The following is a 17,292-nucleotide window of genomic DNA, read 5'->3' as shown; positions in this document are numbered from 1 at the left end:
GCATTTTAATATTTATACTTGGGGAAATATAGCTAAATGACTTTCAAATTAGAGTCAGTAAATTGAAAATCAAAACCTGACAGGTTCGTATCGAATTGGGTTCGATTAAGCCTTTTCTGAATTATAAACCTGTCAGGTTTGACTCCTTTTTTTGAGACAATGTAGAATCAAACTTACCTTTCAATTTCATAATATTCAGGAGAACCAGCTGACGTGACAGATATTTGATCCAAAACGATTCCGGTCTGATTGACATAAATTCTCAAAACCTGCTTGCCCGATGCATCAATGCTTACTGGATAAGTAACCTTTGCATGATTCTGTAGCGTATTTTGTTTCCATTCCTCGCTCCTGCCTCTTGTATTGGTCGAAAAAGATTTGCTGTTTTTACCATTTATTTCCAAAGTCACTTTATGGTCAAAGGCATTGGCATGGGTTGGCATCAAGCGAACTTCTATGTTATAAACTCCAGTTTTTTCTACATCAAATTGATATTCCAAATAGGGTTGCTCCGCCTTATCAAAAGTAAAATTATCCAAGGGAAGCAAAGTGACTGCCTGACCACTATAGCCCAAAGCCTCCACCCTTTTCCACTCGTAATTTCCTGAGCTCTTTGACCCTATATAATCCATTGCCTGAATGGCTATTGGCTTGGCAAGATTATCCTTTCGATCAATAGACGTCTTTTCTTTTTCCTCCAAGTGAAAAGTTGGCATATCAAATACAGGGAGTTTGCGTGGATTCATGGCCATCATCTCATTCCATTTTCCATTACTGACCTTTTGATTGTAGATTTCAGTCAAGCTGTTGATTTCTTGATAAGCTTCTTCCACTAGCTTGGTCAATCGCTCTTTTTCCTGTTGGTTTTCGGATAAAAAAGCCTGCTGTGCAAAGAGAAACTTATGATTCATCAAAGCCGCACCTTTCACCGGATAGGATACCAATTGGAAAAATGCATCTTGTCTATCTTCGGGAATTTCTTTCTGAATGGTTTCTACCTTCCGCACCAAATCATTATAGTATTCTATCCTTCTACTCACTTCATCATTATTCTGATCTGCTACAAAAGTTCCCATTTGTGTTTTGGTAGTCGGCTCCGTTTGGCTCCAGCCCATATATTCCGGCTTTCTCAATACCGCCAAGCGGTAATATTCTTGCATGATTTGTGAAATTTGCTCTGCATTCCTTTCACCAAACTCCCTCTTACTCCAAGTCAAGAGGTGTTTGTCGATGCTCGATTCGGAAACACTGTTGATGTCCCAAGCCATATCCAAGAAAAGCTCCATGGTATATTCTGCGGGCTTGATATCTCCTACATTGGCAATCCAGATTTTATGCGCTCCATTCTGATAGGCTCTCGACATCTCGTACCAAATCAATCCCGGCTGTGTAGTGGCGAGCCACAAATAATCATGTGGCCTTCCCCAATAACTCAAATGATAATAAACCCCACTCCCTCCTTTGCGCTTTTGCTCTTCAGCATTGCTGAGCCTTCGGATATAGCCATAATTGTCATCTGACCACATCAAAGTCACATCTTCTGGCACTTCCATTCCTTCATCATAAAGATCCAAAACTTCTTTGTATAAGGTAAAAACCTGAGGAATATCCTCAATTGGCTTCTGATAAGTGTTAGCAAGCATTTCCCTTTGATCTGAGATAATCTTCTCGAGCAATTCTACTCGTTCGGAAGTACTGGCATTTCCTTCCATTCCAGAATCATGGATTCCTCGCATCCCCAAAGTAATCAGCCCTTTGGTTTCCTTGGTTTCCGAGATTCTTTCTTGCCAATATGCCTTAACTTGATCACTATTTGTGAAGTAATTGAACTCGCCGTATTTTTCCTTATCCCATTCATCGACATTATTCCGAAGCATGGGTTCGGCGTGGGAGGTCCCGACGAAAATCTGATATTTCTCAGCCATCTCTTTGTTGCCCGGAATGCTGAAGAAAGCCTTGGTAGACGGGTGCATCGCCGGCCAAATGGTATTGGCTTTTAGCCGGAGCAGCAATTGGAATATCTTTTCGTAAGTTTTCGGACCAATGTCTCCCACTTCAGGTTCAAAAGTCTTAGCTGCCCAAGGTTGCAACCCCCAGTCTTCGTCATTCAAAAATATCCCTCGATATTGCACCGATGGACCTGAGGCAATTCCCCCTTCAGGTATGTTTATTGCAATTCTGTCACTTGGCTGAACGGTTACATCTGCCCACCATTTCCAAGGGGAAATTCCCAAGCGTTCTGCCAATTCAGAAATTCCATACACCGTCCCACGAGCATCACTCCCAAGGATAATAAGGCTATTTTGATTTTCCTCAATGATAAAATTCTCCCATTTTCCATCAAGTTCATTTGCAAAATGTTCTGAAAAATTAAGTGAAGAACTGGCTGTACCAATGTAAATCCCATTTTTCTCCGCATCATATTCCTTCACAAACTCGATTTCAATTTTCCTACCGGAAATGATTTCCAAGTCCCCCAAAAAATCTCCCACAGCCCATTTTACAAGTTCTTCAGCTTCCTGATCGACATAGATGCTTGTGATGTTTTCCCGATCTGCAATCAGAAACTCAGTATGCTTTTGCGCCGAACAAGCGAAAAGAGACATCAGGAAAATGGAAAATAAAATCGACTTTTTCATGGCTTGGGTTCAAGGTCATTCAATGATTTCTGTTTGCTAAAAAACAGAAACATGGTTTCAAAATCAATAAAAAGAAAATAACCACTGTTCCCATCCTGTAGTATGGTGGTATTGATTCATTCAGTTGGCAATACAAGTCGGCCCTTACTACAGGACAAATCAGGATAGATACGAGATATTCATCAGCTAACTTCACTTTTTACAATTTCAAACCTCTAAACCAAAAAATCAATGAAAGAATTATTTGATCTCAGTGGCAAAAATGCCCTCGTAACAGGCGCAACCCACGGGTTAGGAATGGCGATGGCTACTTCCTTAGCAAAAAGTGGTGCCAACCTGATTTTCAACGATATTGATCAGCAAAAAATCGATCAGGCAGTCCAAGATTATGCAGCTAATGGCATCACCGCTCACGGTTATCTTTTTGATGTGACAGACCAAAAAGCGGTGGATGAAAATATCACAGCTATAGAAAATAAATTCGGTCCTATTCATATTCTTGTCAACAATGCCGGAATCATCATGCGGGTTCCTGCTTTGGAAATGGATCCTCAGGATTTCAGAAAAGTCATAGACATTGATTTGGTATCTCCCTTTATCATGTCTCAGCGCGTGGCCAAAACGATGAAAGAAATCGGTGGTGGCAAAATCATCAACATCTGCTCCATGATGAGTGAACTCGGCCGGGATTCTGTGTCTGCTTATGCTGCTGCAAAAGGTGGTCTAAAAATGCTCACCAGAAATCTTGCCACTGAATGGGCAAAATACAATATCAATGTCAACGGCATCGGACCAGGCTATTTTGCAACTTCTCAAACAGCACCGATCCGCGTGGGAGGTCATCCATTCAATGAATTTATCATCAACAGAACTCCCGCAGGACGATGGGGCGATCCTGAAGACCTTCAAGGAACTACGGTTTTTCTAGCAAGCAAAGCAAGTGACTTCGTAAATGGTCAGGTGATTTATGTTGATGGCGGCATCCTCGCCACAATCGGCAAACCTGCAAACGAGTAGTGAATGTCTTATACCACTGATAAACACGGTTTGTTCTCAGTCAATTCTGTGTTTATCGGTGGTTTTCTTTAGGTAAAAGGATATAAAGTTTTAAAAGCCTTAAAATAGTCTAAAAACGGGTTTGACAGGTGGATACAAAAAATAACACTATTATTTCACCCAAAAACTTTCACGACGCAATAGAAAAAAGCGAATCATAAATGAAAATGAAAGACAATGTTCCTTCTTAATCTATTGGGGTAAATAGGTCTAAAGTCTTTTGTAAAAAATATAGTCTGTCTTGATAGGGTCTATATTTGATTGACGGAGGTCTGAGATTATCTGTCCTCTATGGTGAGTATGATGATTTGCAATATGAAATAAGATTTCTTGAATAGAATTTCTGTATTCCTCGCCCTGGGAATTTCGGTAAAGGATCTCATTATCCAGTTTCAATTCATTCAGAATCTGTAAAGTCTGATGGTAGTTTTCATCATCCAATCTTTGGCATTCCTCAAGCGTGTGCACTTGGAAGACTGCCAAGCTCTGTGCTCCCTTGATAATTCGGGTGATCCAAATTTGCTGCGCATTGATGATATGGGAAAAAAGTGGAATAGTTCGCTCAGAAAGTGTTTCTTGATGCTCGATCAGCTGTTTGCACAAGTTCTGATTGATGTAATGATGGTAAGTAAAGATATCGGTGAAGAATGGAATCATATTTTTTTGATCTGGATTTGCTGAATCTATCAATGTTTGAAATTCAGGTTTTAATACTTTCCGGGATTGTTTGTTGTGTGATTCTGCTGCAAGAGAAGAGGAGAAAGGTTTCTAAAATTTTAAAGGTCAACATGATTCAGCTTGGAAACGTGGGACATTTCGAAGCGATTAGCTATCGGCCTTAGATAATGTTACTTCGAGGAACAAACCCTTCGGATTCCACTTACCGCCCCATGCTATCTTAGGTGCTGTTGCCAGTATTGTCCTTATTTTCACGCTACATTAAATTCCAATTCGTTCATTTCTACACTAAACTTAACGTTAGCTTTTAATGCTTTAAAGACTTTCAAGATCGTTTCGATGGTAACATTTTTTGTACTCCGTTCTAATTTCGAAATCTGGGATTTTTGGACACCTATAAGTTCTCCAAGTTGTTCTTGGGTCAAATTCCTTTCTTTCCGCACGGATTTTATCATTTCTCCAAGTAATTCCATTCGCAGGTCAAATTCATATTTGTCCCTTTCTGGAGTTCCTATTTCCCCTATATCCCTGTCTTTGAGCTGGCCAAGGGTCATCATTTTCATTTTTTTATTCTTTGTTTCCATAGTTTTATTGTTCAAAGTATTCTTTTCTAATCCTTTCCGCTTTTTCGATATCTGCTTTCGGAACTTTATCAACTTTTTTCACAATTCCATGTGTTGAAATGACAAGTGTTTCAGATTTGTCAGTTTTGTCCCAAAATGCGAAAAGTCGATATTGCAGTCCGCTATATTTTGTCCTGAACTCCCAAATTTCATCAGTCAGTTTTTTGAACAGTTTCGGGTCAAGTCCAAGTTTGGCCTTGTCAACGTTGTAGTATATTTTTTGTCTTGTTTTCAAATCCAACTTTTCTAAAAACTCGAGAGCTTGTTCAAGAAAAATGACGTCAAAATATTTATCCATTCAGTTTTTTAAATCATAATACAGAACAAAGATAATAAAAAGTTGAATTATATGGAAACATTTTGTGGTTTGTTCACATTACTGGCAATCGGGTCAGGCGAGGGAATTGCACCCCCACCTTCCCACAGAACCGTGCGTGAGACTGTCTCGTCCTGAAAATACTTGACACTTTTTTTATTAATTTCTCTTTATTTCCGATAGCCATTCAATTGCCTCCCGATAAGGATGCGGGACAGGCTTTTCAGGGCAAACGTTCAACTGAAATCTTTTTAGACATCGGGTCATGACCCGATTCTTGGATCATAAGCCCTTTCAAGTCTTTCATCTTGAATCTTATGTCTCAAATCTCACATCTCACCCCTCACTTTTCCCCCAAAATAGCGAGACAATGCATCGCGGCCAAGCCCCATTGGGCAGTCGCGTTTGTGGAAACGCCTAGGGCTTCGGTGCGGGGGGTGAGGACTTCGGGGCCGGAGATTTCTTTGGCGACTCCATGTCTGCGGATGCCGCCTTCTCCTGCGTAGAATTCTTCCCATGCTCGTTTTGCCAAGCGAGGATCTGATTTTTCTTTTGCTACGAAGGCTGTCAAGCGCGCATGACCTTGTTGTAAATTGAGTTTTCCAAGACTATTCCCGAGGACTTTTTCTTGTTCTTCAGGGCTGGCATTGTACATTTCGCAGTATTGAAGCCAAGCTTTGTTGAAGGACTTCATGTCCACCAATTCATAGAGTTCGATGGCGATCTCGGTCAGCCCAAACACCGCTGAAAGATGGGAAGCGGAGGCTCTTTTGGTTTTGACTTTCTCGAATTCTCCTGTTTGTAGGTTCATGCGACTTCCCATGGAGTAGAAACCTTTGGGTTGGTTGCCGATGGAGCGCATGCTGTTGAGGAGTTTTTCGCGAATTTCTTTGTCCTCTGTTCTTTCCCATTCGGTAAGCCAAGCGGCGGCTACAGAACCCCAGTCTGTACCGAACCCAAGATAAACTCTGTTTTGATCGTCCGTTCCCCAAGTTTCCTTGGGTGCTACTTTTCGGATCGGTACGACTTTGAGCAGTGCTTCAGCGGCATTGACCTGCTCTCGCATCAAGTCGCCTGTGCGCTCGTCTGCTGTGAGGTAGTAGAAAAATCTTCTGTTGGCAGCGGTACTGATTCGGAGCTGCTTGGCGCTACATCCCCAATGCATCACATTGTGCCTACTTCCGAGCGGAGCAAAAGGCCCAGAATGGTGAACATCAACTTCTCCCGTATGTCGGGTCATGGCTTCTGCTATACGGAAGGCTTCTTTCTTTCCCGTTTTCAGATAATAATACCAAAGCCAAAGGTCCGTGGACAGTTCTGAATTGTCCCATGCAAAGCCACCTACGTCATACCTCCACATATGTCTATCGGTATCGTAAGTATGCATAAAGTCCCCAAAATCCCAGAATCCATACCATTTGTGCTCCTCGACTTGCTTTTGGTAAAAGTGGAAATACCAGTCAAGTTGCTCGTTGAATTCTTTGGCGCGATCGCTTTGGAGCTTGTCTGTGTACCACAATCCTCCAAAAACACCAACCTGAAGCATGTATTCGGAGTCTGCTGTCAGCAGTGGTGGCTCTTCGAGGTAAGTACACATGTCGTTGAACTGGCTGTGACTAGGCGTGGAATCCAGTGCCCAGAAATTCAACTCTGAGGTTCTTGCCACTCCTTTGGCTGTGCCAAATCCTGGTTCGTAATCTTCATAAGTGATATCCAGAGCATCCAACTGCTTGGGATAGGTGTCTTGTCCCATGCCATCATGGTAGAAGCGCAAATCCATGGCAGGGGAGTTTGGCGCCCAAAGCCAAGCCGTCACTTCGGCTGTATCGGTATGGGCATTTTTGATGTCCAACTGTCCGGGAAAACTTTCCCAAAAATTCCTTACTCCAAAGGCAAAACTCCCGCTTGGCCCACCTACTGCTGCCAATCCTCTGGCACGCTGACCATGGGCGGAATTCAGCCAAGAGTGTCCTTCGGCGGTTCTTTTTCTGATGGAAAATGAATCTGCATCCCCTTGGAAAAGTGTGTAATCCCCAAAAGCTGGAATATAGTTGATGTTTTTGGAGACATTTGCTGGGAATTCGCTGATTGGAGGCGTCTTTTCTCCTGCAAGCTGCGCCGCAATGATGACTTTTCCTGGATCTCTCCTCAGACCTGTAAGTCCTCTTACCGCTTCGCTAAAAATCCCATCATTCTGACCCGCAAACCGAATATGCCTATCATGCAATTCATCCTGCATGGGTACATCGAACTTCACCCCAATGCCTTTGATAAAATCGGTCTCTTCCTCTCCGTCAAAAATAATGGTATGCACCATTTTGAAGGAAGCGGCTTGATGGTAAAAGTACAATCTGACCACGTAGGTGATAAAATCTCTTCCCGCTTCAGATCGGTGCGAACCTTCTATCTTCACCACGCTTCTAAGTGCGCCTTTTTGCTCAAGGGAAATCTTGGATATATTTCCCTGAAAATTAGTTTTCTTAATCTGATCGGCAGCATCTTCATCTGAGACATTTTGGTGCAAAACCACCAATCTCCCATTTTGGGCTAAGGTTTTTTCACCTTTTTGGATGCTGGTGATGATTTGATTGCCAGATTTGGGGATGGTGTACAGCAAGTCACCTGTATCGATCTTGATTGTCGTATCTGATTCTTCGACTTTCATCCCTTGCAGCAATTTTGCTTTGCTGGTAGGTGATAGTTGGAAAGCTGTATAGCTAAGTTCTATCGCAGGAACTGCATGCCCTGTCCACTTGAGCGAACCATCCGGCCAATATGCCAATGGCCAACTTTGCACAGGAATATCTTCCCTCTCAGAAGAAACCAAGTCAAAGCCAGATTCTCGCTTGACTTTTCCCTTAGGCCAGCAAGTCCCCCAAGTGAAACCTTGATTGTGCTTTGGTGCAGTATTTCCCAACCAAGCGAGTTGCACGCTGTCTTTACTTCTTTGGAAAAAATGGGCATTTGCCATCATCGGGGAAAGCAAATACGCTCCGCCAGTAAGGGCTGTAGATGCTTTTACAAAGGATCTTCTGGATATTTTTGGTTTATTTTTCATAGTGTCTGATGTTAATTTTGAGGACGGAAACCTGACAAGTTTTTTACAGATCCGCATTTGTTTTTAATCCATTTCTGGTCATCAAACCTGTCAGGTTTTAAATGGTAGGTTGAAGTTTACGAACAACCAAATCACTTATTTCATGTCTTGACCAGGTAGATCGGAATCCAAAGTATCCCTTTTCCAATGGCTCTGGGTCTTCATATTCGAAAAACAAGATCTCATCTACCCAAAAGCTAACTTTTCCATCCTTGCAGATGGTTTTGATTAGGTAATCACGATTGGCTTCGAGTAGGTAAGGAGCTTCCAAAAACTCCCCGAGAACAGGTTTTTCTCCTAGGTAATATTTCCGGAATCTGGTAGTAGAATTGTAATTTCCACCAAAACCCACATAGTACAAATGCATGTCATCGTAGGATTCGAATTTTCCAGATCTGTTGAACATCCCAATCTGAGTGGGATCACTTGCTGCCCAAAACTGATTTAGATCCGAGAGTCGATCATTTCTTCCAGAATCCAACACAACTTTTCTTTTATAGCTGATTTCATAATTCCCCTCTAATTCCAAATCCAACCAAACAGTCACGCCTCCTTCTGTGTCCATGATCAGCTTTCCATCTTCTGTAAATACCTCCGATTGGGGATTAGAATCCATTTCTACTTTCCAAGTCTTGAGGTCTAAGGGTTGAGAGAAATTGCTTTCGAATATGATTTCTGCTTCTTGATTTGAGATTACTTCTTTTTCGTTACCTTCTTTTTTAGAATTTTGGCAGGAAAATAAAAGAAGAAGGATTATGAAAAGAGAAAATTTTGATTCTTTCATTTTTAGTTTGCTTAGATGATTTTAAAGAAAATCGTAAATATTCAACCAACTCGAGGCTGTTGTACTTCAGTTTTAATACTTGCCTCTTGTTTCTAGTCTTTCACATCTCGAATCTCGGTCATTTCCTTATTTTAATAGGAACTTTGTTTACACTTATCACTTAAATTTAAAGTACTAGTCATATCGAACAAAGTGAGATATCTCCCATATAGTCAATATGACTCGCTATTTTTTCTTGGTACAGTCAAGTCCTAATTTTACATTGACGCTTTTTTCTATTGATTTTACCTTTTTATACTAAGCTATTCAATTGCCCCGTCAGGGCAAAAGTTCTCAGATATTTACTTTGACATTGGGTTGAAACCCAATGTTAGTTTCAATTGCCCTTTCAGGGCATTTCAAAGGCATCTTAACTCTTGTATTTTGCACCTTAAATCTTTGCTACTTGATTCTAGTTTCTTGACTCTTATTTCTAATCTCTCACCTCTCCATCCCTTCTCCGATAAAAAAGCTCGGATGCGGGGGTTGATTGTAAGCTACATTTTGCCAAGCAATTGCCAAGCGATACATAGGATCATGCATTAAGGTAACGATTCTGTTTTGGGCTGGAATGGTAGTGGTATAAATCCGAAGTTCGGAATTGTCAGCAGTCCTCCATATTACTTCCTCCCTCCAATCTCCTAATAAATCTGCGGTAAGGCAAGGTGTTGATTTTGTTCCGTTGTTGGAGTCTACACCTTCGGGTGAAAATATGGGAACAGTCTTTTTTTCCTCCCAATTCCATTTGGAAATGGTGGTTTTATCTAAGAGTTCTCGCAATAAATCCCCATCCCACCAGATTCCAAAATTAGTGGAATTGGGTGTTTCTGGATAAATTACTTCACCAGTATCTACTCTCCTCGTTCCGCCTGGCGCTCCCCAAAGTTCCACTCCGGGATAACGAGGGTCAATATCAGCAGTCATGCCTCTCCCAGCATCAGAACCGGGATTGTTTGACCAGATGATTTCCCCTGTCTTTGCATCAAATAGTGCAGAAGCAGGAGTTCCCAATGGAATTGTTCGGCCTTCGTTTTCATGGATACCAAAAACTTCCATCCCAGGCCTATTTGGATCCAAATCTCCAGCATGAAGTGCATCACCATGTCTCAGGCCAGTGGTGAAAAGTCCCTTTCCATCATGATTGATAGTCATTGCCCCAACACAAATTTCATCATTTCCATCTCCGTCAAAATCACCTACAGTTACAGAGTGGTTAGCCATACCAGAATACCCTTCCCATTCGGGCAAAGATGAATCAAAAACCCATTTTTGGGTTAATTTACCATCTCTGTAATCCCATGCTGCGGCAACAGTCCTTCCATACCAACCCCGAATCATCACAGCACTAGGAAGCATTCCGTCCAAATAAGCAACACACGCACTGAATCGGTCGGAACGGCTTGCGCTGTCATCATTTCCACCATTGCCACCTATTCCTCCCCAACCATCAATAGGATATCTGTTGGGGACATAAATTTCTGACTGTAAAGCCTTGCCAGTTGCACCTTCGAATACAGTCAGATACTCTGGACCTTCGGCTATTTTTCCAAAAAACTTTCTGTCTTGAGAATCATGGTTTCGCCAATCTTTATTGGCTTCTCCTATAATATTTCCCAGTCCATCAATACTTCCATCGGCGGTTTTGCAGATCATTTCTGCTTTTCCATCACCATCAAAATCATACACTAAAAATTGAGTGTATGCGGCTCCTGATCGAATATTGATTCCTAAATCAATTCTCCACAGAAATGTACCATCCATCTTATAGGCATCTAAAATCTGATTTCCCGTAAGTCCGAGTTGTGGTGGGTTTTTGGCATTTGAAGGCTGCCATTTGAGGATGATTTCATATTCACCATCTCCGTCCAAGTCTCCCACACTGACATCATTAGCTGAGTAGTCATACTTGACTCCACCTATTTCACCTCCTTCAGGAATTTGAAGTGGAATAGATAAATACTGTTCAGTGGTAGTGTTAGCAGGTATTTTTGCAAATTCAGATTGTCCAAGCTGTATCCCATTGAGCAAGGTTACCAATTCATATTTTGTGTCTCTATCTATTTGAAAAGTGTGATCTACAAAGTCTGTGGTTGCGGAAATTGGCTCCTGATTGAGTTTAATTCTTTGCTCATTTTCCTGGCGAAAAAGATCAAAAGTGACATTTTCAGGATCATTTCTCAAAAGCCTCCAGCCAATATAACTTTGGTTTCCATTGAGAGGAATGACTACCATTGCTCGATTTAGGTCTTCTATCAGTCTTTGAGCGAAAAGCGAATTTCCTATCAAGAAAATAACAAAACAGATCAATGGCGCTTTTAAGATATTCACAACGAAAGTATTTTTGGGTATTTGAAAATTACTTTATTCCTCCGCAAAAAGTCTCCTGTGGTGTCATGGATGGGGAAGATTGGGGTCTTTATTTATAAAAAAATGAATATTTATTTTTGGATGGATCTATGCTGAAAAACCTGAGGGCGTGTTGTGACAAGCCCTCAGGTAAATTATTTTATGTCCATCTATTGGGTATTGCTTCTTGAGTTATAGGTATTATAGGACAAGAAGCTTATTACAATTAATTATCCACAATGTTTCCTTCAACTACCGTTCCTTCTCCATTGGAAATAAGATTGGCTGTGTATCCACCATTACGCACATCATTGTTCAAGATAAAATTCTTATTCGTCCTTGGCAAAGTTTCCCAAATTCCATGACTTTGCTGTTTTGGATTCCGATCATCATAAACTCTGAGGTTCTTTACTGTCACATTCGAGGTTGCGTGATGTTGCTCGGATGCCCTTGAGGTAATACGAACACCTTGTGCACCTGAATTTACGACAGTTCCTCCTTCGACGACAAAATCTTGCGTGTCCTCGATCAGCATTCCATGACTTGTGCTGCCAGAGATATCTACTTCTTTGATGGTAATCCCTCTACTACCTGAGACAGTAAAAACACCTCTTCCACATTCTCTAGCGATAACTTTCTCAACAACTATATTTGGACCACAATCATTTGCGGTACGGAAACCTGCATATCCTCCACCGTTATTGGCACGGTAAGCATCGACTAGCTTCACAGTACCATCTTTAGTATCATTCAAAAGAAGTCCAGCACCTCCTGTGTTTTTGGTCGTAATCGTACCAATAGTAATATTATCCACGCCGTAAGTTTCCACTGCGTGGTGTTTGGTGTTTTCTACGTAGATACTATCCATATAAACATTCTGTGATCTGCTGCCACGGGCTTGATCTATTCTGATTCCCAATCCAATGCTGACAGCTTCAGGGATATTAACATTTATATTGGTTAATCGGATATTTCTACAACTTTGCAACCAAATCCCATATCTTGGATTACCTGTAATTTTAAGGTTCTTGATTTCGATATTTTGAGAAGAAAGTCCTCTTATGGGAACAATAAGATCATCCCCGGTATCATTGACATGCATGGTATGACCCTGAAAATCTAAAATTGTGTAACTAGGAATATCAACTGCTTTGAGACTTCCACTATTTGCTCCAGTTTCTCCAGATGCATGGATGAATACAGTCTGCTTGAAATTTCTCACGGCAAATAATCCGCCTGCTGCTTCTTGTATGGCTCTGATCATATCCGTCCCGGTGTACACCGTATCTTCATTGACTTTTACGATCCATTGATTGTCTTTTTTATAAACATTCCCTTCTCTCGCAAAAGGGTCTGGTGCTGGTGGGGGCGGAGTTGTTTCTTTTGGCTCTTCTGGAACTACTACAACTTCATCGTCGTCATCTTCTACTACAGGCTCTTCTGGACTGGAGCATGCTCCAAGCATGATGAATCCGAGCAAGAACATGCTCAAGGTGTAATTTTTCATTAGTTTAATCATAATTTTTTAGTTAAAACAGTTTAAAGATTGATTTTAGGTTATTGATTTAGTGACCTTCAATAGGCTGGAGATTTATTGAGATTGCTATACCACTTCAGGAGATAGGTTTTGGTTTAGATTTAACCACATAAAGGATTTTCTTTTTTTGAGGTTAATTGACGATTTTTCTTTCAATTAGAAGAGTTCAACCCGCCTCGGGGTTGCTGTCCATAACCATCCTCTATATTCCCCGCATTTCATACGGGGCTACTGAAATGTTGAAGCCCTTCAGGCTTGTATTTCCTGAATAAAATCTTGTGTCTTACTTCTTTTCTCTTGTTTCTTTTTTCTTTTTTCTTCAATCTTGTATCTCACGTCTCAAGTCTCACATCACTTCCCTTGATACTTGATCGTGCGGATAGCTGGTAACTTTGGCATATCCATGTCATAGCCAAAGTAATAGTCTGTGTGTGGTGGTTGGTTGTAGGCTACATTTTGCCAAGCGACGCTGAGTCTGTAATGCGGATTGTGCATCAAAGTGTAAATTCTATATTCAGTAGGAATGGTCGTTGAAAATATCCTCAATTCCTTTCCATCTTCAGTTCTCGTAATCAATTCTTCTCGCCAATCACCAAAGATATCAGCCGATAGATTTGGGTTGGATTTTGTACCATTGTTTCGAACTACTTGGTAATCCGCTCCGGATAAAATTCTATTGGATTTGCTGTTTTCCCAGTCCCATTTATCAATATTTACCCCATCAAGCAATTCTCTAAGCAGATCACCATCCCACCAAATCGCCATGTTTGCTGAGGATGGCTTTTTGTCTGAAATCTTTTCTCCTTTAACATTCCAAACGCCACTCAGACCATCGCCTGATGCCCAGCTTTCAAATCCTCGATATCTTGGGTCAACATCAATGGCTATTCCTCTGCCGACATCAGCAGATTGGTAGGACCAAATCACTTCACCTGTCAAAGCATCTCTGAGATTTGCCCCATGTGGGTGTCTAGCACGTTCATGAATTCCAAAAATCTCCATACCAGGACGATCAGGATCTATATCAGACAAATGCATCGCATCACCATGACCTAATTGGGAACTGTAAAGTCCTCTTCCGTCATGATCAATGACCATGGAACCAAAAACTATTTCATCTTTTCCATCACCATCAATATCACCAACAGACAAGCTGTGATAACCTTGACCCGCATATTTTTTATTTTTTTCATCACCATCATGACTATCAAAAGTCCAAACTTCATTCAAGCTACCTTCTCTCCAGTTCCATGCAGAAATCACAGTTCTGGTATAATATCCTCTACTTAAGATTAAACTTGGTTTTTCTCCATCCAAATAGGCAATTCCTGCCAAAAAACGATCTATTCTATTTCCATATCCATCTCCCCAAATGTCTTTCATTTCATCTGAATTGGGATTTTCGATACTTGGATGTCTGCTTGGAATGTAATCTGTAGTCGCCAAAGCAGCACCTGTCAACCCATCAAAAATGGTGAAAAACTCAGGGCCTTTAAGAATATAGCCGTCTGCATTTCGATGATCTGCATTGACATCACCAATGACTTTTCCTTGACCATCCGTGGTGCCATCAGCAGTCTTGCAGGCTATCTCCGCTCGACCGTCTCCATCCAAATCATAGACCATAAACTGCGTATAATGGGCTCCTTCTCTTATATTTTTGCCAAGATTGATCTCCCAAAGAAAATCACCTGCCAAAGTGTATGCCTGTAAAATTGGGTCTGTTGTAATCCCTTTTTGGGAATTATCTTTTCCATTTCCAACCATATGGACTACAATTTCATATTTGCCATCACCTGTAAGGTCTCCTACGGAAGCATCGTTGGCATGATATCCTTCAGGGGTTCTTAGCGGAATTGAAAGATATGGCTTATCCCAAGCACTGTAAGCTTCATCTTGTTTGGATTCCTTCCCATCATGTAGTGTGGTGACATAATAACTGTTGTCTTGAATGGGGTCAGCCGAGGTGTCTAAAAAATTGTTGCTATCCGAAATTGGATTGCTATTGACTTTGACTGGATCGCCGTCATTTTCAATTCTGTAAAGGTTGAAAGCTAAATCTTCCGGTTCTGTTCCAAGCTGTCTCCAACTCACAAAAATTCCATCTTCAGATTGAATGGCTACCAAACCTCTATCCAGATACTCCATTTGTCTCTGCTGCGCAAAGGACAAAATAGGGAAACATAGGAGTGTAAAGTAGATAATATGGAGTGATATGAATCGTTTCATTTAAGCTTTATTTAATTTGATCCATGTGGACCTAATATTTGGATATGTGGAAATAAAAAAGGGAAATGGCATAAAATAGGCCATCTCCCTCGCATATAACCCAAATAAATTAATTCGCGTCCCAGTTATACGGTAAAAACCAATCTCCACTGAGCAATTTTGTTCTCACAGCTGAGGCTCTGTTTCTGTCCACTGCATTATTTGATTTAGACAGTTTTTCGAATACTTTATCAGCAAGTACTGAAGGGTCTCTTCTCATAGCAACTCGCAAAAGAGTCTGCCATCTGTGTCCTTCAAAAGCTAATTCCAAAGCTGATTCATCAATAATCAAATCTTCTGTCCAAACTACCTCTGCTTGACCTTCTAAATCATCAGGCATCACAACAGAAGGCAAATTAGCCCTAGTTCTCACGCCTAAATGTCTATACCAAGGACCACGAAGGAAGGGAAACTGACCTTCTCTTGCATCGAAATCGTAAGGAGCAGGATAAAAGAGCGTGTTCATCACTTCTGTTGCATCCATCAAGTTTTTGTTGAACCCTGGAGGCGTATATTCTACATGTATACCATTGTTGACAAATGATCTTGCTAATCTGCTCAAACCAGGAAGGCTACCTCGATTAGTTGCTTCAGCAAATTTAAGATGCAAGGAAGCTGCTCTTTCCAAGAACCATTTACCATTCTGTGTAAGTGGTGCTGTCAGGCCGTTGTAATTAAAAGTATATTTTCCAACTTCTGGATTTACACTTTCATAGTTTTTAGTAGAAAGTCTACCTCGAGCATCAAATTCGAAATTGTTGAATTGTGTTTGACTTTCCCAAGCATCTATGATTGCTGTAGAAGGACGAAGTTTGTATTCTCCCGCTCCTTCATTGGCAAAAAGATTTATAAAGGGATAATTTGGAGCAAACTGACTATCAAAATGTATCGCCCAAACCCATTCGTAATTGAATCCTGCGTCAATATTTCTTCCAAAAATCGATCTCCATCCGTTATTATTATTGTTGACCAAAGAATTGATATCATTGGCTTTAGTATATTGAACAGCATGTTCTGAATTACTTCCCCAAGAGATTCTGAAGTTATCATAATACACCCTTCCAGCTCCTCCACCTAGAGGAGTTGAGGTTTCCAAAACTGCTCTATAATTTTCTGCTGCTCTTTGATAGTTACCTTTCCAAAGGTTCAAATCTCCTAAGAGCACACGTTTGTTGATGAAGAATTTGGTGGTTGCATAACCATCTGTACCCGCTGTAAGGTCGATGTTATTTGGATATACATCAAGGTAAGGCAAGGCCTCCATGGTATTGATCAATTGATCCAACAAAGCATCAAATTGAAGTCTTGGAAATAAGGACTGATCATTTACTTCATCAATAGATGTAAGCGTAGTCGTCACATAAGGAACAGTTCCAAAATGAATCCCAAGCTGAAGGTAAACCCAAGATCTTACTGCGGTGATATCCGATACTCTTTGTTCGTACTCACTTGCGCCAATTCTATTTTCGGCTCGCATTCTTCCTAGACCCTCTATTGCATCATTACAATTTAGGATAACCTTGTAAAACTGCTTAGGGTTGGCATATTTGTTATTGTCTTCTGCTCTTACATTGTGTGTACTGATCGCTATCAAATCAGCATCAGCGTTCATTGTTGGCTCAATCAAATCCGCTCTCAGTTCGTTGAGGACGACGTATTGCTCTGCCAACTGCATGAGTTGCCCGTAGATACCGATGATAGCTACATCTGCATCGAATTCATTTTGATAAAACCGGTCTTTATCAAGATCCATCTTTGGCTCTACCTCTAACATATCTCCGCAGCTTGTTACCGCCAATCCTAAAGCGAAAGCAAAGGCAACACTTTTAAATAAGCTTTTATAGCTTTTAAATCCTGATGGTGAAATTTTAAATATATTTTTCATCAGCTCTTTATTTAGTTTTTTATT

The 17,292-nt window shown here is 40.9% G+C and carries 11 protein-coding genes; 1 reads left to right on the top strand and 10 read right to left on the bottom strand.

All coding sequences use genetic code 11. The features are described 5' to 3' along the window. Positions 1-173: 173 nt before the first annotated feature. Complete coding sequence (locus IEV57_RS01630) at positions 174-2,639, bottom strand: glycosyl hydrolase 115 family protein (protein WP_188438947.1); 2,466 nt, start codon at positions 2,637-2,639, stop codon at positions 174-176. Positions 2,640-2,870: 231 nt separating this feature from the next. On the opposite strand from IEV57_RS01630, the gene IEV57_RS01625 reads away from it, so the two are divergent. Then, positions 2,871-3,656, top strand: a complete 786-nt coding sequence (locus tag IEV57_RS01625) for a gluconate 5-dehydrogenase (protein WP_188438945.1) — start codon at positions 2,871-2,873, stop codon at positions 3,654-3,656. Positions 3,657-3,905: 249 nt separating this feature from the next. Here the strand turns inward: IEV57_RS01625 and IEV57_RS01620 are convergent, their stop codons facing one another. From IEV57_RS01620 to IEV57_RS01580, 9 genes are all read right to left on the bottom strand, one after another. After that, positions 3,906-4,385: a DinB family protein gene (locus tag IEV57_RS01620; protein WP_194383014.1), complete on the bottom strand. Its 480-nt coding sequence runs from the start codon at positions 4,383-4,385 to the stop codon at positions 3,906-3,908. A 239-nt stretch (positions 4,386-4,624) separates the two neighbouring features. Next, entirely contained in the window at positions 4,625-4,936 is a 312-nt protein-coding gene (locus tag IEV57_RS01615) for a helix-turn-helix domain-containing protein (RefSeq protein WP_373282203.1), read from the bottom strand. A 25-nt stretch (positions 4,937-4,961) separates the two neighbouring features. Continuing rightward, a complete protein-coding gene (locus IEV57_RS01610) occupies positions 4,962-5,294 on the bottom strand; it encodes a type II toxin-antitoxin system RelE/ParE family toxin (RefSeq protein WP_188438939.1) in 333 nt (110 codons plus the stop codon). Between the two features lie 361 nt (positions 5,295-5,655). Beyond that, positions 5,656-8,370, bottom strand: a complete 2,715-nt coding sequence (locus IEV57_RS01605) for an exo-rhamnogalacturonan lyase family protein (protein WP_188438937.1) — start codon at positions 8,368-8,370, stop codon at positions 5,656-5,658. Positions 8,371-8,467: 97 nt separating this feature from the next. Continuing rightward, positions 8,468-9,193 carry a DUF6250 domain-containing protein gene (locus IEV57_RS01600; protein ID WP_188438934.1) on the bottom strand — a complete coding sequence of 242 codons (726 nt, stop codon included), beginning with the start codon at positions 9,191-9,193 and terminating at the stop codon, positions 8,468-8,470. Between the two features lie 480 nt (positions 9,194-9,673). Then, positions 9,674-11,560 (bottom strand): rhamnogalacturonan lyase, encoded by a 1,887-nt coding sequence (locus IEV57_RS01595; RefSeq protein WP_229744203.1) that lies wholly within the window; start codon positions 11,558-11,560, stop codon positions 9,674-9,676. A 244-nt stretch (positions 11,561-11,804) separates the two neighbouring features. Beyond that, positions 11,805-13,085, bottom strand: a complete 1,281-nt coding sequence (locus tag IEV57_RS01590; protein ID WP_188438932.1) for a right-handed parallel beta-helix repeat-containing protein — start codon at positions 13,083-13,085, stop codon at positions 11,805-11,807. A gap of 381 nt (positions 13,086-13,466) precedes the next feature. Beyond that, entirely contained in the window at positions 13,467-15,344 is a 1,878-nt protein-coding gene (locus IEV57_RS01585) for a rhamnogalacturonan lyase (protein WP_188438930.1), read from the bottom strand. Positions 15,345-15,453: 109 nt separating this feature from the next. After that, the gene (locus tag IEV57_RS01580; RefSeq protein ID WP_188438927.1) at positions 15,454-17,268 is read right to left on the bottom strand and encodes a RagB/SusD family nutrient uptake outer membrane protein; all 1,815 of its coding nucleotides are present in this window, start codon (positions 17,266-17,268) and stop codon (positions 15,454-15,456) included. Positions 17,269-17,292: the final 24 nt, after the last annotated feature.

Source organism: Belliella aquatica (genome assembly GCF_014637795.1).
Taxonomy (GTDB): Bacteria; Bacteroidota; Bacteroidia; order Cytophagales; family Cyclobacteriaceae; genus Belliella; species Belliella aquatica.
The sequence above is the reverse complement of the archived record's forward strand: the minus strand, read 5'-3'. Positions and strand labels throughout refer to the sequence as shown.